We start from the raw sequence: 18,907 nt of genomic DNA on the forward strand, positions 1-18,907 counted from the left end.
TTGTAGTCGATCACCCGCTTCACGGGCACGAGGATTTTCATTGCGCGATACTCCCTAAGAAAGATGCAGGCCCGAGGTGGTGCGCAGGCACCTCAGGCAAAAGGCAAGGTGCCGATATCGACGATGCTGCCGCCGCCATCGGCCACCAGCGAGGTGCCGGTGATGAACGAGGAATCGTCCGAGGCCAGGAAGGCAATGGCCCGCGCGATCTCTTCCGGCTCGGCCATCCGGCGCAGCGGATAATTGGCGACGACGTCAGCCACCAGCTGCTCGGCCGTCGTGCCCTCGGCCGCGGCGATGTCGTGCTTGGCGCGATCGGTCATCTCAGTGGCGACCCAGCCCGGGCAGATCACGTTACTGCGAATGCGCTCGCGGCCGTAGTCGTAGGCAAGCGAGCGGTTGAGGCCGTGCATGCCCGCCTTGGAAGCGAGGTAGGACACGTAGGACGGCGCTCCCAGGTTAGCGGCCACCGATGCGACGAGCACAATGGCCCCGCCGCCGCGCCTGCGCATTGCGGGGATTGAAGCCCGCGCCGCCAGCATGGAGCCTTCCAGATTGGTCTCGATAACCTTGCGCCAGTCGTCCAGCCCGACCGTCTCGACCGAGCCGAAGTGCTCGATACCGGCGTTGGCGACCAGGATGTCCAGGCCGCCATAGGTATCCTCGGCCAGCTTCGCGGCCCGCTCCAGATCCTCCGGCGATGTCGTGTCCCCGGCAACTGCCAGAGCGCCGCAGGCCGCGGAAACCGCCTCGAGCGGCTCCAGCCGCCGGCCGATGAGGACGACATTGCCGCCCTCGCTCACGATCGCCTCAGCCGTTGCGCGGCCGATGCCGGTCCCGCCGCCGGTGATGAGCGCTGTCTTTCCTGCAAAACGTGCCATGTCAGCCGATGACCTCGTGTGCTTGGGTGAACAGGATCACAGAGTTGGGAATATCGATGAATTCGGCTTCGTCCTGCGCCAGAATGCCTTGCGCTTCAGCAGCTTCGGGATCGGTGTTGCCGCGCGCCAGATCCTCGGGCGTGGCAAAGCTGATCGCGGCAACGCCATCGAACGGCTCGCTGGTACCGCGCATGCCCTTCATGGCCGCAGCGATCTCGGGAAGAATGGCGTGGTTCTGGACGTAACGCACAATGCCCAGCTTGTCCGCGATAGAACGAACCAGTTCGGCATGCGGGCCGCGCCAGTAGGCGGAGAAATCCTCGAAGGACATTCCGGGCTTGCGGCGCAGGCAATAGTGGATCGTGACCATCGCAATTCCTCTCTCTTGAACACCATTGAAGCGCCCACCCAAGGGCGCCCGATGTGCCGGGCATCACGGGGCGATGCACGACACCCAATCATCGAGACACGTGCGTTCCACGCTGCGCGTCTGGAAACCGTTTGCCATCGCCTTCTGGACCCGGGTTTTCGCCTCGGGCTGACCGAAGGCTGTGAGAAACCCGAAAAATTCCGCCGCCGAGCCGGCATCCGCCGGTGCCAGCGATGCATCGATGGCCCGCTTGGCCTGAACGATCGCCACTTTCGGAAACGAAGCGACGCGCCCGGCCAGATCCTCGACGAAGGCATCGAGATCGGCATCGGGCATCGACCGGGTCAGCCAGCCGATGCGCTCGGCCTCGTCGGCGTTGTAGTCACGCCCGCTCATGATGGCCTCAATCGCGTGCGAGCGGCCAACAAGGCGCGGCAGGCGCTGCGTCGCCCCGCAACCCGGCGGGAAGCCGAGCGGTAGTTCCGGTTGCCCCAGCACCGCCGTCTCGCGGGCGCCGTAGCGTAAATCCAGCGCGAGCAGGAACTCGCTCCCGCCTCCGCGCGCGATGCCGCGCAGCTTGCCGATCGTGAGCTGGGGCAGACGCTGGAATCGCGCAAAGACCTGCTGATGCGGCGAAGGGCCCGTGACATCCTGCGGCGCAGGCATCGGCATGCGAGACAGCATGCCAAGGTCGGCGTGGGCGATGAAGAAGTGGTCGTCCGCGCTTTCGAAGACGGCGACTTTCACCTCTTCTGCCGCCTCGAGCCATTCGACCAGCCTTTCCAGATCGGCGAACATCGCCTCGTCCAGAAGGTTCATGGGGGGATGCGCGAAGCTGACCCCGGCTATCGCGCCATCCACGCCTAGGGTCAAAGAGCTGAAGCCGGTCATTGCGCTCAGCTTGCAATCAGGCCGCCGTCGACAAGGTGCGCCGATCCAGTGACGGAGCGCGCGCCATCGCCCAGCAGGAAGATCGTCATCGCCGCGACATCTTCGACGCTGGCACAATGGCCGATCGGATGGCGCGCATCGAGCGCTGCCCAGGTCTCTTCATCCTGGATTTCGGCAAGGGTCAGCGGCGTGCGCACGTAAGTGGGGCACACTGCGTTGCAGCGCACGCCAGCCGCACCGTATTCGAGCGCGATGTTCTTGGTCAAGCCGATCACGGCATGCTTGGTGGCCACATAGCCAGCGGTCCCGGCCTGCCCGACGAAGCCACAGATTGAGGCCATGTTGACGATGGCTCCGCCGCCGTTGGCGACAAGATGCGGGATCTCCGCGCGAAGGCTGTAGAACGTTCCGTTGAGATTGACCGAGATGATCCGGTCCCACCAGTCCAGCGGGTAGTCCACGGTCGGGACGAACGGGCCGCCCAATCCGGCGTTGTTGACCGCCCCGTCCAGCCTGCCGCCCCAGTCGACGATCTGCTGCATGATCTCGACCATGGCAGCGGGATCGGTAACGTCGGCGTGAAATGCCCGCGCAGACTTCAGACCCTCGGCCAGCGCCGCGGCATCACTCTGGGGCCTGTCGACGATGGCGACAAGTGCACCCATCTCATCCAGTTGCCGCGCAATGCCCAGCCCGATGCCCGATGCACCACCGGTAACGGCTATCACCTTTCCCGCTAAACTCATGGTTCTGGTATCCTCAGTTGCTCAAGGTCATTCCACCATCGACGATTAGCTGTGTTCCGGTCACGTAGCGGCTCTCGTCACTCAACAGATAAAGCGCCCCGTTGGCGATATCCTCGGCCTCCTGCGGGCATCCCAGGGGAATCTGGCCGTCGAACACTTCACCGGCCTTTTCCGTGCCCATGTTCGTATCCCGGCCCACGCGCTCGATGATGCCATTCATCATGTCGGTGCGGACTTGCCCCGGATGGAGGGAGTTGCAGCGGATGCCATAGCCACGCATCGCGCAGTGGTGCGCAACCGACCGCGACAGGTGGGCCACGGTGGCCTTGCTGGCCCCGTACGATACAACAAAGGCGGCAGGAATGAGTGCGGCGATTGACGAGAGGTTTACAATAGATCCCGGTCCGCTGCGCGCCATCAAGGGAATGGCGTGCTTGCAACCCAGCACAGTGCCCACGACGTTGATCGAGAAGATACGGTTGAAGTCCTCGATCTCGATCGTCTCGATGTCCTCGCCGCCCTTGCTGGTGGCGATGCCGGCGTTGTTCACCAGCCCGTCGAGCCCGCCAAAACCCGTTTCGATTTCGGCGATGACCGAGATCCAGTTCGCTTCGCTGGAAACATCGAGATCGAAATAGTAGCCGCCGATTTCGCTCGCCAGAGCTTCGCCTTCTTCGCGCGCGATGTCGGCGATGAAGACCACCGCATCATCCGCCGCTAGTCGCCTGGCTATGGCAGCGCCAAGACCGCGGGCGCCGCCTGTAACGAGAATGCGCTTTGCCGCAACCCGCTCGCTCATGCGATGAGCTCGCTCATCTGACCGTAGACGCCGCCGTCCTCGAGTGCGGCGCGCATCGGCTTGACGCCGGTGACCTCGAGAGGAGACACGAAACCGACCGCACGCTGGCGATCCTTGATAAGGCAATCGATCACGGTGGCGCCCATAAGGCCTGTCATGACATAGCCGGTTACGCCCCAAGTTGCGGTCGAACGTGCGACAAGCGTACCACGGCCATGGCAGGTGAATAGGACGCGGTGCTGCGAATAGTCCTCGCGCGGCTGGTCGCCCTGCGGTGCAATCTGGTTGGCCCACTCGTTGGTGGCTGCTTCCTGCGCCTCTTCGCCGAGACCAGCGTACTTCTCGGCGAACTCCTGCATCTTGGGAACCAGCATCTCCATAAGGGCCTGGTTCTGGAAGGTGACCATGGTGGAGCAGTTGATGACACGCTCATCGCGTTCATAATACAGCGATTCACCACCGCCGCTCCACGGCAGAGCAGTCAGGATGCGGTGGTGACCCGGCACGGCGACCTGGAAATGCGTGGCTGCGGGCCAGGCTTCCAGCTTGTTGTTCACCAGGCGATACTGCGGCTGGCAGCACATGCGCATGAAGCTGAGGGTGGAAGCGGCCGAAGGCACGCCATGAAGAGTGTAGAGGATGTCCACACTGTCGATGCCGGGCTTTTCGAGCACGCTTTCGGCAGCCAGGAGGCCGGATATCCACATCGAGGAAACCGCAGGCGAAAGCGCGAGGCCCTTGTCGGCGAAGGCCTTGCCGTACTTTTCGCGAATGAGCAGCTTCCAGTCCTGCTCACCGGTGGCATCGAGATAATGACAATCGGCATTGAGCGCGGCGCGCACGACCGGTTCACCGTACTGCATGTAGGGACCGACGAGGTTATGGACGACCTTCTTGCCCTTGAACAACTCGGTCAGAGCTTCCTCGGTGTGTTCTACCTGCGCGATCTCATAGCGCGCACCCTTGAGCTCCGACTGCGCGGCCAGGCGCGCAGTCAAGCGTTCCTTGTTGCGCCCGGCGGCAATGAAGGGGATGCCGAGTTCGGCCAGCTTCCACATGACATGTTCGCCGGTATAGCCGCTTGCGCCGTACAGGACGACTTCGATCTCGCTCATGCAAACTCTCCTTCAATCGTATAAATTCGGCTGTTCCGGGCCTTGAATTGATCGAGCAGGAAGCGTTCCTGCGGTTTTTCCGATGCCGTCTTGGGAATCTGGTCCACAAACTGGATGTAGGTGGGCACCATGTTGGCCTCGAGGCGGTCCTTGGCCCACGCGAACAGGTCGGGCGCACAGTCCTCGTCCAGCGGCACGATGGCGGCAACAACGTCCTTCTCGCCCGGCGCACCATTGCTTGCCGGCACGCCGTAAACGAAGATGTCATCGACGCCGGGATGTTCCGCGAGGGCGCGTTCCACGAACGCGCGGCTCACGAAATCGCCGTTGCGCCGCAGGCCACCGCCCTTGCGGTATTCATAGAAGATCCAGCCCTCTTCATCCATGTGCACGATGTCGCCGGAGAGCAGCCAGCCGTTCTGTACCTTCTTGGTCGAAGCCTCGGGGTTGTTGACGTACGTGACAGGAGGGAAGTCCCCGCTTTCGAGACGAAAGCGCAGTTCACCCGAAGTGCCGCGAGGCACTTCGTTGCCATCCTCGTCGGTGACGACCGCAACCAACCCCGGCGCGGCCCGACCGCAGCTGCCGATCGGCCCTTCGCCCGGGCGCTTGAAGGACATGCCACCTTCCATCGCGCCATAGAATTCGAAGACTTCAAGACCGTAGCGCCGCTCGAACTCGGTCCACAGATTGGCAGGCATCCCCGCCGATACCACGAGGCGCACGGGATTGTCGGCGTCGTCATCGCGCACCGGTTCGGCGAAGATCGCAGTGACCATGCCGCCCAGGAGCGAGAAAGTGGTGCAGCCCTGCTGGCGAATGATGTCCCACAGTCGCGACTTGGTGAACTTGCGGCTGATGACGGCGCGAAGGCCCATTTTCAGCGAAGGTGCCAGCGTGACGAACTGGCCGTTGCCATGTGTCAACGAAAGACCGGTATAGGGTCTGTCTCCGGCACGATAGCCGAACACGGCTTCGCCATGGCCCGATACCATGCCGAACCGGCCATGGGGGATAACGATACCCTTGGGATCGCCGGTGGTGCCCGAGGTGTACATGAGCTGCATCGGCATAGTCTCGTCGGTCACGGCAACCTCGAACTCGGGCTGCGGGCACGCGGCGGCCAGCCAGTTGTTCAGCCCGAAACTGGCGATAGCGGCAGGCAGGCCCTGCGCCGCTGCGCCCAGCGAGGCGATCCATGCGATGCCGGGGCTGTCAACTAGCGCCTCAAGCACGCCCGCCCGCGAGTAGGGCGCACAAACCACGCCCTTGCTGCCACTGTCACGCAGCATGTAGGCCAGCTTCGCGCCGCGCGTCCTGGGATCGATAGGGACGAAAACCGTGCCGAGAATGGCCGATGCGATCATCATCTCCACGAACTCGGGATGGTTCTCCAGCAGGATCGCAAAGCGGTCGCCCTGCTTCATGCCCGCCGCCTGCAGGCCGGCCGCGATCTTCTGACTGTTTTCCCAGAGCTGGCGATAGGTGCGGCTTTCGAACTGGCCCTGGAATTCGAAGGTCAGCACATCGCGATCGGGCCATTCGGCCATGCGATCCGCGATCAGGTTCGCGATGATTAGTAGGTTGCTTCCCGCCATGATGGCTACCTCTTCAATATGGTGACGCAGAGTGCGGCGACATCGCCGCGGATGTAGCCCCCGCCATTTTCCGCCAGGCCGACTTTCGACCCTTCGACCTGCCGCGATCCCGAGCGCCCCGTGAGCTGCTCGTAGATCTCCACTATCTGGGCAATCCCGGTTGCCCCGATCGGGTGTCCCTTGCGCAGAAGCCCACCCGAAGGATTGACTACGGTGCGGCCCGCCCCGCCCAGTTCGGTCAGGCCGGATTCGATCACCCGACCGCCTTCGCCCTTGGCGCAAAGGCCCAGATATTCGGTATGCAGGATTTCCGATGATGCAGAGGCATCATGCAGTTCGACGACATCGAGATCGTCCGGTCCGAGCCCGGCTTCCTCATAGGCCTGCGCGATGGCCTTTTCGAAGACCAGCGATTCCTGCCCTTCGGGATAGTCCCAGCTCGCCATAAGCACGCTGGAGGTAATCGTCACCGGCTGGACTATCCCCAGTTCGCGCGCTTTTTTCCCGCTGATCAAGATAACAGCGGCCGCTCCGTCCCCGATCGGTGAACACATCGGCAATGTCAGCGGCCACACGATCTCGCGCGCAGCGAGCACTTCTTCCACCGTCGTGACGGCCCGGAACTGTGCGCGCGGATTGAGCGCGCCATGGCGCGAGTTCTTGGCGGGCACGGCGGCGAGTTGTTCGCGCGTCGTGCCGTACTTCTGCATGTGCGCGATCGCTTCGGTGGCATAAATGTCCATGAACAGCGATCGCGCAGCAGCTGTCGATGGATCGGGCTTCATACCCACTTGCGCCATCTTGCGGTCGATCAGGCTGGTGAGGCCAGGCATGTCCAGCACGTCCACTGCGCCCGAGAACACAGAGAAAGTTCGTGCCTTGTCCTCATGGACCAGCTTTTCATAGCCGACCGCCAGGACCACGTCGTGCAGCCCCGCCGAGACCATGGCCGCAGCCTGGTTCAGCGCAGTGGACGCGGTGGCGCAGGCGTTCTCGACATTGATGACGGGGATGCCGCCGAGGCCCAGTTCACGCAAGACTACCTCGCCGGGAACACACACCTGGCCGGTAATGGTGCCCGCTGCGGCATTACCCATGTAGGCTGCCTCAATGTCCTCCAGATTGAGAGGACTGTCGGCAAGGGCAGCACGGATCGCCTCTCCGGCAAGGTCCTTCAAGGTCCGGTCTGGGAACTTGCCGAAGGCAGTCATGCCTGCCCCGGCGACAATAGCTTGCGTGCGCATTTACTGGCTCCTTAGAGGAGATCGGGATCCATCATCTGATAGCCGCCCTTGATCGACAGGATCTCGTTGCAGCCGTCCTCGATCATCGAGGCGCGCGCGTCGCGCAGGATTTTTTCGATCGGGTATTCGCGCGTGTTGCCGTTGCCGCCCAGCATCTGCAGCGCATCCGATGCGACTTCGAAGGACGTCTGCGTTGCCGTGATCTTGGTGGCCATGGCAGCCTGCAGCGCCGGGAGGGGCGAGGTGAAGTTGAAGGCGGCGACGCGTCGGACCAGTGCGCGCGAGGCCTCGACCTTGCGGTACATGTGGAAGAGGCGCTGCGCCACGGACTGGTGCCGGTAGATCGGCACACCGCCCTGCTTGCGCTCGTGTGCATACTGCCATGCGATCTCGAAGGCAGCGCGGGCGGCACCGGTCCAGATTGCGCCCATCTGACCATTCGCTTCGCAATGGATCGCGTAGACGGCGCGCTGGAATTCCTCGGGTCCTGCCAAGATGTTCTCGAGCGGCAACGTGACATTGTCGAAGAAGATTTCCCCCTGGGGAAGGGGACGCTGGCCAAGCTTGTCGATGGACTTGCCCCGCGAGATGCCCGGGGCATTCATCGGCACGAGCATGACCACGCCCTTTTCAGGATCGGCCCCCACGCCGGTATCCGCCGCAGCATAAAGCACGCAGACCTCGGCGATCGGCCCATTGGAGACCCAGGCCGACTTCTGGCCGTTGATCACCACCTTATCGCCCTCGATCTTGGCAACGCAGTTCGGGCGGCCATACTTGCCCTGCGCGTGGAAAATCTGTTTCGAGGGGTCGAGCGCATCCGATCCATGGTCCGGCTCGGTGATCGCCCAGCAGCCGATCATGTCGACCGGATAACGTTCGAGCAGGTGCGCCTTGCCGAACATCAGGGCAATCAGTGGCGGTAACTGGCATGCGCCGATGGTCACTGACAGGCCGCCATCACCCCAGCCGAACTCTTCCATGATGATCGGCAGGACCTTGCCCAATTCCTCGGGGGAAAGCTCGGACAGGGTCACCGGGTTGATGTCGAGGGCCAAGTACTTGGGGCGAAACTCGGTGAAGTAGATGGAATTGGGATCGATGATTTCTTCGGGAGTCAGCCTGTCCAGTTTCTGGCCGACCGGGCGCATGACATCACGCGCGAAGGCGTGTGCCATGTCTTGGAAGGCCTGCTCGGTTTCAGTCAGCGCGGGTTCGGCGCCGCTCAACCCAAGTTTGACCTTGGGCTGAGCGGGCCAGGAGAGCGGCCCGACGGCGTCGTGGGCGGCAATTTCGACTTGCGAATTCATGGCTGTCGATCCTTGCTATTAGAAGTTGACGCGACCCGTGAGGTACCATTCGCGCGGACGGCTCCAGGTGCCGTAGGCGGCACCGCCTGCAACCGAGACCTGGCCCGAGGTGATGTAGCGTTCCTTGAGCAGGTTGGTGCCGCCCAGCGAGAGCGACCAGCGGCCGTCAGGTTCGTGGTAGGTTATCGAACCGTTGAGGATGTCCGTTGCCGGACGTGCCACTAGCGCCGAGTTCTCGGTGTTGTTGAACAGCGAGGAGGTGTGGGTGTAGTCCACGCCGATCACGAAATCGCCGCCGGATGCGAGGTCGATCGTATACTGCGGGCTAAAACTGAACTTCCAGGACGGTGTCTTGGACAACTTGGAGTCTGTGGTGACACCGGTCACGCCGAAGAGCACGTCGGTATAGCGGGCATGGGTGTAGCCAACCGCTGCTTGCAGGGTAAGTGCGGGCACCGGGCGAGCCTGCAGTTCGGCCTCGAATCCGTAGATCTCGGCGTCACCCGCATTGGCCAACGTCGGCGATGTTCCAACCTGGAAGTTGAGCTGGATGCCCTTGTAGTCGGTGTAGAAACCCGCGACGTTCAGGATGACCTTGCGATCTGCCAGCTCGGACTTGATGCCAAGTTCCCAGCTCGTCGCCTTTTCGGGCCCGAAACTGGGAGCCGTCGCACCAGCGACTGCAGGTGTCGTGAGACGCGTGGTCCAGCCACCGGACTTGTAGCCCTTGGAGTACGATGCGTAGACCATCAGATCAGACGTGGGACGGTATTCCAGGCCGATCTTGGGCGAGAAGTTGGTGAACTTCTGGTGGTTGTTGCCCAGCGGGTAGATACGCAGAATGTCGGAAGCGTCCGGATAGCAGAAATTCGCAACGGCACACAGCAACTGCCTGTTTGCCTCGGACGGCTGATCGTTCAGGACGAGCTTGTAGAACGTGCCGTTTACGTCACGCTGGAAGCCCTCGAAGTGCTTCTGCTCGATGGTGTAACGTGCGCCGAAAGTGACCGAGAGCTGGTCGGTCAGTTCGTAGTTGAGATTAGCGTAAGCGGCGTAGGACTTTGTCTTCAGCAGGTTCTGCCCGTCGATCTGCAGCAGCCCGCCGGGGAAGGTCACAAAGTCGTGGAGGTTGCCCTTCTCAACGAAGTAGTAAAGTCCGCCGACATATTTCAGGCGCCCGCCCGCTGCTTCGCCGGTCAGCTGAAGCTCTTGGCTGAACTGCTCTTGCTTCATCTGGAACGATGTTTCGAGCAGGGCCAATGGCGATCCGTCCTCGTCCTGCGCGCTACTCCAGTCGAGCTTTCGATAAGCCGTGATCGACTTGAGTTCGGCAGCCCCGAGATCGAGGCTGGCGGTTAGCGCAAGGCCCCAGTTCTTCAGGCGCGAGAAGTTGTTGCCCGTGGCGTAAGTCTTGTCCTTGTCGCCGGTGAGGAACTGATCACCCCAAGTGAGGTGATCATTACCCGAAACTTCGTCCACGTTGACGCCGGCCAACGGCGTGCCAACCGAGGCGCGGGTTCCGCAAAGGGCATCAAGCCCGATTGCGGCCATGGTCGTTGCCGGCGTACCGATACAAAGGTTATACAGCCCTCCGAAAACCTGAGCCGAATCAGATGGATCTCCGTACGTCGCAAGCAGCGAACTGGCGACGCCATTGTTGCTCTGGTGCAGATAGTCGCCAGCCAGAACGACCTTGAGCGTATCCGTCGGGGTCCATTTCAGCTTTGCGCGGACCGTCCACTCGTCATCGCCGCCAAGGGTGCTAGGATGACCCGAACCGAAGCTAGGGAAGGAATCCTCCTCGTCGACGTATGCGCCGTCGGCCGGAAACGGAATGACCTTCTGATAGCCGTCGCGGTTCTTCACCGAGAAGCTGACGCTCGACAGCAGGTTATCGGAAATCGGCACGTTGAGCGCGCCTTTCACGTCGATCCGGTTGAAGCTGCCGGTCGTGGCCTGGAGCTTGCCCCCGAAGACAGGCTCGGGATCGCGCGTGACGATCGAGATGGCGCCACCGATGGTGTTGCGGCCGAACAGTGTGCCCTGAGGGCCCTTCAGGATCTCGATGCGCTCGATATCCAGAAGGTCCTGGTTCGCACCGACCGAGCGGGCGAGATAGACACCGTCGAGATAGATACCGACGCCTGGATCGAGGTTGAAGGCGAAGTCGTTCTGCCCGATGCCTCGGATATAGGCCGCCAGGACAGAAGAAGAGCCGGAGAACGGCGTGCCGGCATCGAGAGTGACGTTGGGAGCCAGGTTGCCGACCGAAACGACTTCGGTAATGCCCTTTTGCGCCAGTGCGTCAGCAGAAAAGGCCGTGATCGCGATCGGCACGTCCTGCACGTTTTCGGCGCGCTTGGTGGCCGTTACGACGATCTCGGTCAGGCCGTTGTTATCGGCCTGAGGGGCCTGAGCAGCGCCGGCTTGAGACTGCGCAAACGCCGGCGCGGAAACAAGCGCAAGGCCGCTTACACCGGCCAGAAACGCAATACGAGCCACATCGAAAAAATAGCTTCCCATTCACCCCTCCCATAAATCGCAGATAATTCCCCCGCGCCTGCCACTTTTGCAGGTCGCCGAAGCTCCGCTATTCAATGCAGCGTTGATGCACGACGGCAGGGATGACTGTCTGCGCTGGCGCAGTCCAAACTATTTGCAAAAACGGAACAAAGGCCCGCTCCTGCCTGTGAGCTTGCTGGAAACGGAACTACCCGAGCGCGATCAATTTTTTTATAAATCATATATATATCAATGCTTTATCTTACACCTGCAAAGGCAATCTCCCATCACTGCAATCAAAACGGAACACAAATTTTGCATTTTCACCAGATTGCTATAAAATAGAACAATAATTCGGAGAGGATAAAACAATGTCGGATTCGCAGAACGCGGCAGCTATGCGAGCGTCGCAGAAAGTCGTCGGAACTCCTTCGGAATGGTCACGCAAACTCTCGGAAATCTTCGTGGAACTGGAGTTCGAGCAGCTTGAACAAGACAAGCCGGTAAGCAGCGTCATGCGCAGCTATCCGTTCGGTGACACCACATTTATTCGCGCCACGACCAAAGGCGGCCGGCACGTGGTCAAGCGCACATGGGACCTGATAGAAAAGTCTCAGTCCAACAACTTCTTCATAGGCTACATGCTGTCTGGGTCAGCCATCCTGACCCAGAACATGCACAAGGCAACGCTTAGCCGCGCCGACCTTGCCATTCTGGATTGCACGCAGGAATACCGCATCGAAGTGCCCTGCAGCTTCGATGCATTGTGGATCAGTGTTCCGCGATATCGGATCGAGGGGCGTTTGGCTTCGCTGAGCGATATTACGGCTCATCGCGTGATCGGGTCTTCAGGCTTGGGCCGGCTTGCTTCGGAACTGGTCAATGCCGCCTTTCGCGAATGCAGCAAGATCAGCGCTGCAGAAGCCAATAGGGTCACCAATTCCCTGCTCGATATTCTGGGAATCAGCCTTGCTCAGCAACTTGCGGCCAACCAGAAATCGACAAGCTACTGCTCCAGCCTGCTGCGCCGCATTCAAGACTATGTGGAGAACAACTTGGATGACGATAGTCTGACCCCAGCGAAAATCGCGGCTGCCCATGGAGTGAGCGCCCGATACGTGAACAAGCTCTTCGAAAAGGAAGGCATTTCGACCGCCAAATGGCTCAAGATGCGACGCCTGGAGCGCTGCAGGGCCGACCTTGAATGCACCAGAAAGAGTGATCTTTCCATAAGTCAGATCGCGTTCGATCACGGCTTCGGCAACATCAGCAGCTTCAATCGTGCCTTCAAGGATCGTTACAACGTCTCGCCCCGGGCCTTCCGCAGTCCACCTGCCAATCCCATACAGATGAGCACGTAGGCACGGAAACGCGCAAAACTGTCCGTCGTCAGAACATTTGGCGCAGATCGCGGCGTAAATTAGCGGAGAACGGACCTCGTCTGGGGTTTGATGTTAGGCGGCGAGCTTGCGGTGCTGCAAGCGCCGATGTTCGATGGTCTGTCGCTTGATGGTTTCGCGGCGCTTGATGATGGCTGGAGCCCTGCCGAAGTACGCGTCGGCGGGCGTCACGTTGGCCAAGCTCTCGTGGTATCGCTGGTGATTGTAATGTTCGACGAAGGCCTCGATCTGGGCTTCGAGATCGCCGGGCAGGAAGTAGTTCTCCAGCAGGATGCGGTTCTTCAGGGTCTGGTGCCAGCGCTCGATCTTGCCCTGGGTCTGCGGATGGCATGGGGCGCCGCGCACGTGGCTCATCTTGTTGGCCTCGATGTATTCGGCCAGTTCACCTGCGATGTAGCTCGGCCCGTTGTCGCTGAGCAGCCGCGGCTTGTGCAGCACCGTGGCGCTGTCGCAGCCGGAAGCCGCCAGGGCGAGGTCCAGCGTGTCGGTCACGTCCTCGGCACGCATGTTGGTGCACAGCTTCCAGGCGATGATGTAGCGCGAGAAGTCGTCGAGCACGGTCGACAGGTACATCCAGCCCCAGCCGATGATCTTGAAGTAGGTGAAGTCGGTTTGCCACATCTCGTTCGGGCGGGTGGTCTTGGTATGGAAGGCGTCGGCGGCCTTGATCACGACGAAGGCCGGGCTGGTGATCAGGTCGTGGGCCTTGAGCAGACGGTAAACCGTTGATTCCGACACGAAGTAGCGCTTCTCATCGGTGAACCGCACCGCCAGTTCGCGGGGGGATAGCTCGGTCGTTTCCAGCGCCATCTCGACGATCTGGTCCTGGACGTCGTCACTGATGCGGTTCCACACGCGGCTCGGTGCCGATGGCCGATCCTCCAAGGCCTCCGGCCCGCCTTCAAGGTAGCGATCATACCAGCGGTAGAACGTCCGGCGGGCAATGCCGAGCTGGTCCAGCGTGCGCTTGGCGGGCAGGTGCGACTGCTCGACGATCCTGATGATCTCGAGCTTCTCGGATGCGGGATACCTCATTCGTCGTCGCCCCCATCCGCGATCATGCTTTTTTTCAGCAGACGGTTTTCCAGCGTCAGGTCGGCCACGCATTCCTTGAGGGCGCGGGCTTCGCGGCGCAGATCCTGCACCTCGCCGGTGGTCGCGGCACGGGCGGTATCGCCGGCCAGGCGCCGCTTGCCTGCTTCCATGAACTCCTTCGACCAGGTGTAGTACAGGCTCTGGGCGATGCCTTTCTTCCGGCACAGCTCGGCGATGCTGTCTTCGCCGCGCAGGCCTTCGAGAACGATGCGGATCTTGTCCTCGGCCGAGAAGTGCCGCCGGGTCTGTCGCCGGATGTCCTTCACCACCTGCTCCGCAGGCGCCTTCGGCGATTTTGCATAGGAGGATTTGGGCTTCATCTTCGTTCCTTCGTCACTACGACGAAGCCCAAATCCTCCTTAAATCACAACCTCAAATCTGTGCCATTGGTGCTGACGGGGAACACCCAATCGCGAAAGCTCGACCGAAAACCATGGACCGTCGCTGGAACATCCATACCGCGCACAAGCTCCAGCAGCGCCATGTCGGAAAGGGTTGAGCCGCTGATGGCCCCCGGAAAGACCAGATCGCAGTCAGCAATGCGTAGCGCCCGTGCCCTGCGGAACACATCGGTCGCTTGATGAGAAAGCGGAACGGCGTGCTCGACTTCCATCTTCATCCGATCCTCTGGAATTGTCCAAAGTGTCAGATCGTCATCGAATTCATCCCAACGGGCGCCCCGGATCTCCCCTGAACGGACCGCCGTCAGAATGAGTGCTTCCAGCGCCAGGGTACTTGCGCATGCCGGCTTGGACTGGAGCTGCTTCACGAAGCCATTGACCTGCGCATGCGGCAGCGCCGCAAAATGTCCTTTCTTCTTTGGCTGGCGCGGGAGGCCTTTCGAGATCGAGCGCATGGGCGCCTCGCTTTGCCGAAAGCCGTTGGAATAGGACCAATCGAGCACGGTCCCGATGCGCTGCCTGACGCGGCGCGCCGTCTCGGGGATTTCCAGCCAAATTTCGGCAAGAACATCGCGGATCATGGGGCCGTCGATCTTGTCTACCTTCAGCTTGCCAAGCTTCGGATAGGCATAGAGCTCGAGGGTCTTGATCCACTGTTTGGTGTGCTTGCCGTTCTTCCAGCCTTTCACCATCTCGGCATGAGCCTTTTTGGCGGCCTGTTCGAACGTCGGGATCACCCTTGTGACCCTGCGGCGCTCTTCGAGCGGGTCGATCCCCGCCGCGGCGAGCTTCTTGGCCGCAGCTGCTTCCAGGCGAGCAGCGCGGACGGGCACATGGCGAACCTCACCAAGTCCGATGTCCCTGCGCGTGCCGTTCACCTGGATGCGAAGCACCCAGCTTTTGCCACCGGAAGGCGAAATCCTGAGATAAAGGCCATCACCGTCGACGTAGCGTCCGGGCTCTGTGAGTTCCGCAATGATGGCGGCGTTCAGTTTTCCCATGCCGCGATGGTACCATCAGACGAGGCATTTTTGAAGGCCACCCGAGACCCACAGTACCACACTCAGGCCCACATTCGTTTTCGGACACAGGCGAACGGCCACGAATGACCGCGAACAAAAAGCACGAATTATCCGATAGTTATTGTGATTTTCCGGATGATCGCGAACCGTAGCGAACGGGCAAATGGCGGAGAGGGTGGGATTCGAACCCACGGTACGGTTGCCCGTACACCGCATTTCGAGTGCGGCGCATTCGACCTCTCTGCCACCTCTCCGACTGAGATCGCTATGCGGAGGAAGCCTCCGCCGGGTCGAGCGAAGCGCGCCGGTAGCCCAGTTGATCGCGCTTGCCAAGCCCCTCTTTTCGGAAAAAGCGGGGATCGATCAGCAGCCTTGCTTGTTTCATCCAGCCGCCAAACCTATATTGCCCCACATGAACAGGGCGACCTTTTTCTCCCAGCAGGCCGGACGGGTCATCGATGCCCCCCGGTTGACGCGTGCACGGTTCGCAATCGGTGACGTGGTCCGCCACAAGCATCACGACTTCCGCGGTGTCATTTTCGACATCGACCCGGTTTTCGCCAACAGCGAGGAATGGTATCAGTCGATCCCGGTCGATGTGCGTCCGCTGCGCGAGCAGCCCTATTACCATCTTCTCGCCGAAAACGAGGAATCGAGCTACGTCGCCTACGTCAGCCAGCAAAACCTGATGGCCGACAGCGAAGGCGGCCCGGTCGATCACCCTTCGCTGTCACAAATTTTCGACGAGTACCAAAACGGCCGCTATCAGTTGCGGCGCGGCCTCGCCCACTGACTTTTCCCGTTTAGCGGCCCCTAAGTCGCCGTCGCAGATTCCCGGGGCACTGAAGGATCATTCTGCGTCAAAGCACAGCTGCCACTCGATCATGGTTGCGGTATCCGCGGTCATGGCTGCCAGTGCGTTCAGCTCTTGAGTTTCCAGCCCGAACGCAGGATCAGATAGATGATCGAGGCGAAGACGATGTTCACCACGCCCAGCCCCAGCGCACCGTGCAGCACCGCCATGTTGGTATCGCCGATGTCGCTGGCGCCGAGGAAGCCGAAGCGGAAGCCCGAGATCACGTAGAAGAACGGATTGCCCCGGCTGATCGCCTGGAATGCGGGCGCCAGATTGTCGATCACATAGAACGTGCCCGAAAGCAGCGAGAGCGGCGCGATCACGAAATTGGTGATCGCGGCATTGTGATCGAACTTCTCTGCCCAGATCGAGGACAGAAAGCCGAGCAGCGCGAGGAAGATCGAACCCATCAGGCCGAACCACACAGCAGCCCAGGGATGCGCGATTGACAGGTCCACACCCGGCCACAGCAGCATGGCGCCGGACAGCACCAGCCCCACAAGCACTGCCCTTGTCACAGCAGCAGCGACCATCGCCAGCATCAGTTCGCCTTCGCTGAGCGGCGGCATCAGGAAATCGATGATGGTTCCCTGGATCTTGCCGGACAGGAAGGAGAAGCTGGCATTGGCAAACGCATTCTGCATCATGCCCATGACGATCAGGCCCGGCGCCACGAACGTGGCGAAGTTGACACCGAGCACTTCCTTCCCCCCGCGCCCCAGCGCGACGGTGAAGATCACAAGAAACAGCATGGTGGTGATCGCAGGGGCCCATATCGTCTGGGTCTGCACCTTGAAGAAGCGCCTCACCTCCTTCATATAGAGCGTCTTGAGCCCCACCCAGTTGACCTGGTGGATCAGGGGTTCGCCCTTTGCCGGAAACCGGCGAGGCTGCGCAAGCGCGGTGGGTGTCAGCAGTTCGGTCGAATTCGTTTGATCGGCCATGAACCGGCGACTATCGGCTGCGGCCTTGCGAAGCAAGCGGGCATCACGCATTTCGGGGTGATTCTTTGACCCCGGCAGGAAATTGGAACGGGAATGAGCTGGACTGACGAGCGGATCGAGAAGCTGACCAAGATGTGGGAAGGCGGCGCCACCGCCAGCCAGATCGCGGAAGAGCTGGGCGGCGTAAGCCGCAACGCGGTTATCGGCAAGGCGCATCGCCTTGGCCTTAAGGCACGCCCGTCCCCCGTGAAAGCGAACGAAAAGCCCGCACGGCCGGCTGCCCCCAAGAAAGCCAAGCCAGCCTCCGAAGCGCCCGCGCCCCGCGCCGCCGAACCGGCAGGTCAGGCTCCCGAACGCAAGCCCGCGCCGGTTCCGGCAGCGCCCGCGGCACGTGCCGCCGAGCCCGCCGCTCCCACGCCCGCTACCGCCGAACCTGCTGCAGAAGCCCCAGCGAAGCCGCAGCCCCGGATCATTTCGGTAGGCCCCGGCGGCTTCCTGCGCCAGGGCCCCGGCGACCAGCAGGCACCGATCCCGCCGGCCCCGCCGCGCCGTCTGGTTCCGGCCAAGCCGAGCCCGGAAATCGCTGACAAGACCAGCCTGCTCGATCTCAACGACCGCATCTGCCGCTGGCCAATGGGCCACCCCGGCGAGCCGGACTTCCACTTCTGCGGCGAAAAGGTGAACCCGGGCTTCCCGTATTGCGTCGACCACTGCGGCCGGGCCTATCAGGCCCAGCTGCCGCGCGGCGCGCGCCGGCCTCCTCCGCCCCTGCCTTTCGGCGGCCCGCGCGTCCGCTAGAACGGGGCTGGAGCGGTCATGGTGCCCGGCGTAAAATGGTACGGCTGGCTGGCCTTCGGGTTCGCGACCGCATTCGCTTGTCACGCCGGCCCGCTGGCCGCGCAGGACTCGGTCATTGCCGAAGCCCCCGTTCCCGCACCGGCTCCCGAGCCGGTCGAGCATGTCTATGTGGCACTGACCACCAGCGCCGGCGTGATCACACTTGATCTCGACAAGACGCACGCCCCGCTCACCACCGCGAACTTCCTCAAATATGTGGACAGCAAGCGGATGGACGGGGCGGTGTTCTACCGCGCCATGCATCTGGATTACAGCGACGAGCCTGCCGGACTGCTGCAGGGCGGCGTGCGCGACGGGGCTAAGCTTTTACCGCCGGTCGCGCACGAGACGACCAACCAGACCGGCATCCTGCACAGGGCCGGAACGGTCTCGATGGCACGCTTCGCTCCCGGCAGCGCGACGGCCGATTTCATGATCCTGATGTCCGACATGCCCGCGCTCGACGCCGAGAAGGGCAACACCGGCCAGGATCCGGGGGCAGGCTTTGCCGCCTTCGGGCACGTCGCCAGCGGCATGGACGTGGTGCGCGCGATCTGGAACATGCCGCGCTCTGCCACCAAGGGCGAAGGCGTCATGAAGGGCGATATCCTGGAAAACGAAGTCAGGATCATAAACGCCCGCCGCGTGGCCGCACCGGAATCAACGGCGCAAGGGCAGTAACGCCACCAAGAGGTCACGCAGGTTGCGAATCATCACTGACCAGTGCCAGGCCGCGTCTCCCAGTAAATCGTGAACCGGTCGGGCAGGATATTTACGATGTTCTTGAACCCTCTACGCATGTCTTTGAAAGATCGCGGCAATCAACTGGCCGAATTGAGCCTGTAAAATCCAATTTATGTGGCTCCCAATCTTAAATCCGGAAGCCTGCCGCCGTT

Annotated in this window: 17 protein-coding genes and 1 tRNA gene; 4 read left to right on the forward strand and 14 right to left on the reverse strand. The window is 61.6% G+C overall.

The features are described from left to right. Nucleotides 1–92 precede the first annotated feature (92 nt). The 10 genes from MTR64_RS05830 to MTR64_RS05875 all read right to left on the reverse strand — a co-directional run bounded on the left by MTR64_RS05830 (nt 93) and on the right by MTR64_RS05875 (nt 11,477). Nucleotides 93–881: an SDR family NAD(P)-dependent oxidoreductase gene (locus tag MTR64_RS05830; RefSeq protein ID WP_243991782.1), complete on the reverse strand. Its 789-nt coding sequence runs from the start codon at nt 879–881 to the stop codon at nt 93–95. A 1-nt stretch (nt 882) separates the two neighbouring features. Beyond that, nucleotides 883–1,251, reverse strand: a complete 369-nt coding sequence (locus tag MTR64_RS05835) for an EthD domain-containing protein (RefSeq protein ID WP_243991784.1) — start codon at nt 1,249–1,251, stop codon at nt 883–885. Between the two features lie 63 nt (nt 1,252–1,314). After that, nucleotides 1,315–2,142 (reverse strand): enoyl-CoA hydratase/isomerase family protein, encoded by an 828-nt coding sequence (locus MTR64_RS05840; RefSeq protein WP_268740764.1) that lies wholly within the window; start codon nt 2,140–2,142, stop codon nt 1,315–1,317. A 5-nt stretch (nt 2,143–2,147) separates the two neighbouring features. Next, the gene (locus MTR64_RS05845) at nt 2,148–2,888 is read right to left on the reverse strand and encodes an SDR family NAD(P)-dependent oxidoreductase (protein ID WP_243991789.1); all 741 of its coding nucleotides are present in this window, start codon (nt 2,886–2,888) and stop codon (nt 2,148–2,150) included. 13 nt (nt 2,889–2,901) lie between these two features. Next, nucleotides 2,902–3,687, reverse strand: a complete 786-nt coding sequence (locus MTR64_RS05850) for an SDR family oxidoreductase (protein ID WP_243991791.1) — start codon at nt 3,685–3,687, stop codon at nt 2,902–2,904. After that, nucleotides 3,684–4,802: a saccharopine dehydrogenase family protein gene (locus tag MTR64_RS05855; RefSeq protein ID WP_243991793.1), complete on the reverse strand. Its 1,119-nt coding sequence runs from the start codon at nt 4,800–4,802 to the stop codon at nt 3,684–3,686. Before MTR64_RS05855 ends, MTR64_RS05850 begins: the two co-directional genes overlap by 4 nt. Further along, nucleotides 4,799–6,400, reverse strand: coding sequence for an AMP-binding protein (locus tag MTR64_RS05860; RefSeq protein ID WP_243991795.1), 1,602 nt, complete (start codon nt 6,398–6,400; stop codon nt 4,799–4,801). The genes MTR64_RS05855 and MTR64_RS05860 overlap by 4 nt, the downstream gene beginning before the upstream one ends. A 5-nt stretch (nt 6,401–6,405) precedes the next feature. Then, nucleotides 6,406–7,644 carry a thiolase family protein gene (locus MTR64_RS05865; RefSeq protein WP_243991797.1) on the reverse strand — a complete coding sequence of 413 codons (1,239 nt, stop codon included), beginning with the start codon at nt 7,642–7,644 and terminating at the stop codon, nt 6,406–6,408. A gap of 11 nt (nt 7,645–7,655) precedes the next feature. Next, nucleotides 7,656–8,954, reverse strand: a complete 1,299-nt coding sequence (locus MTR64_RS05870) for an acyl-CoA dehydrogenase family protein (protein WP_243991799.1) — start codon at nt 8,952–8,954, stop codon at nt 7,656–7,658. An 18-nt stretch (nt 8,955–8,972) separates the two neighbouring features. Further along, complete coding sequence (locus MTR64_RS05875) at nt 8,973–11,477, reverse strand: TonB-dependent receptor (protein ID WP_243991801.1); 2,505 nt, start codon at nt 11,475–11,477, stop codon at nt 8,973–8,975. Between the two features lie 350 nt (nt 11,478–11,827). Between MTR64_RS05875 and MTR64_RS05880 the strand changes: the two genes are divergently transcribed. Next, entirely contained in the window at nt 11,828–12,817 is a 990-nt protein-coding gene (locus MTR64_RS05880; protein WP_243991803.1) for a helix-turn-helix domain-containing protein, read from the forward strand. A 93-nt stretch (nt 12,818–12,910) separates the two neighbouring features. Here MTR64_RS05880 and MTR64_RS05885 read toward each other — a convergent pair. The 3 genes from MTR64_RS05885 to MTR64_RS05895 all read right to left on the reverse strand — a co-directional run bounded on the left by MTR64_RS05885 (nt 12,911) and on the right by MTR64_RS05895 (nt 15,628). Next, nucleotides 12,911–14,271 (reverse strand): IS3 family transposase gene (locus tag MTR64_RS05885; protein ID WP_243991805.1). Its coding sequence is split into 2 segments (ribosomal slippage): nt 12,911–13,924 and nt 13,927–14,271, totalling 1,359 coding nucleotides; the frame shifts between segments, so codons are not numbered across the junction. 44 nt (nt 14,272–14,315) lie between these two features. Next, nucleotides 14,316–15,353, reverse strand: a complete 1,038-nt coding sequence (locus MTR64_RS05890) for a tyrosine-type recombinase/integrase (RefSeq protein ID WP_243991807.1) — start codon at nt 15,351–15,353, stop codon at nt 14,316–14,318. Between the two features lie 185 nt (nt 15,354–15,538). Further along, nucleotides 15,539–15,628: transfer RNA gene (locus MTR64_RS05895), tRNA-Ser, on the reverse strand. A 158-nt stretch (nt 15,629–15,786) separates the two neighbouring features. On the opposite strand from MTR64_RS05895, the gene hspQ reads away from it, so the two are divergent. Further along, nucleotides 15,787–16,167, forward strand: coding sequence for a heat shock protein HspQ (gene hspQ / locus MTR64_RS05900; RefSeq protein WP_243991809.1), 381 nt, complete (start codon nt 15,787–15,789; stop codon nt 16,165–16,167). A 128-nt stretch (nt 16,168–16,295) separates the two neighbouring features. Here the strand turns inward: hspQ and MTR64_RS05905 are convergent, their stop codons facing one another. Further along, entirely contained in the window at nt 16,296–17,174 is an 879-nt protein-coding gene (locus tag MTR64_RS05905; RefSeq protein ID WP_243991811.1) for an ABC transporter permease, read from the reverse strand. Nucleotides 17,175–17,267: 93 nt separating this feature from the next. Here MTR64_RS05905 and MTR64_RS05910 point away from each other — a divergent pair, with 93 nt between their 5' ends. Then, entirely contained in the window at nt 17,268–17,972 is a 705-nt protein-coding gene (locus tag MTR64_RS05910) for a GcrA family cell cycle regulator (RefSeq protein WP_243991813.1), read from the forward strand. Between the two features lie 18 nt (nt 17,973–17,990). Continuing rightward, entirely contained in the window at nt 17,991–18,692 is a 702-nt protein-coding gene (locus MTR64_RS05915) for a peptidylprolyl isomerase (protein ID WP_243991816.1), read from the forward strand. Nucleotides 18,693–18,907: the final 215 nt, after the last annotated feature.

Origin of the sequence: Novosphingobium album (ex Hu et al. 2023), assembly GCF_022832385.1 — a bacterium.
Classification (GTDB): Bacteria; Pseudomonadota; Alphaproteobacteria; order Sphingomonadales; family Sphingomonadaceae; genus Novosphingobium; species Novosphingobium album.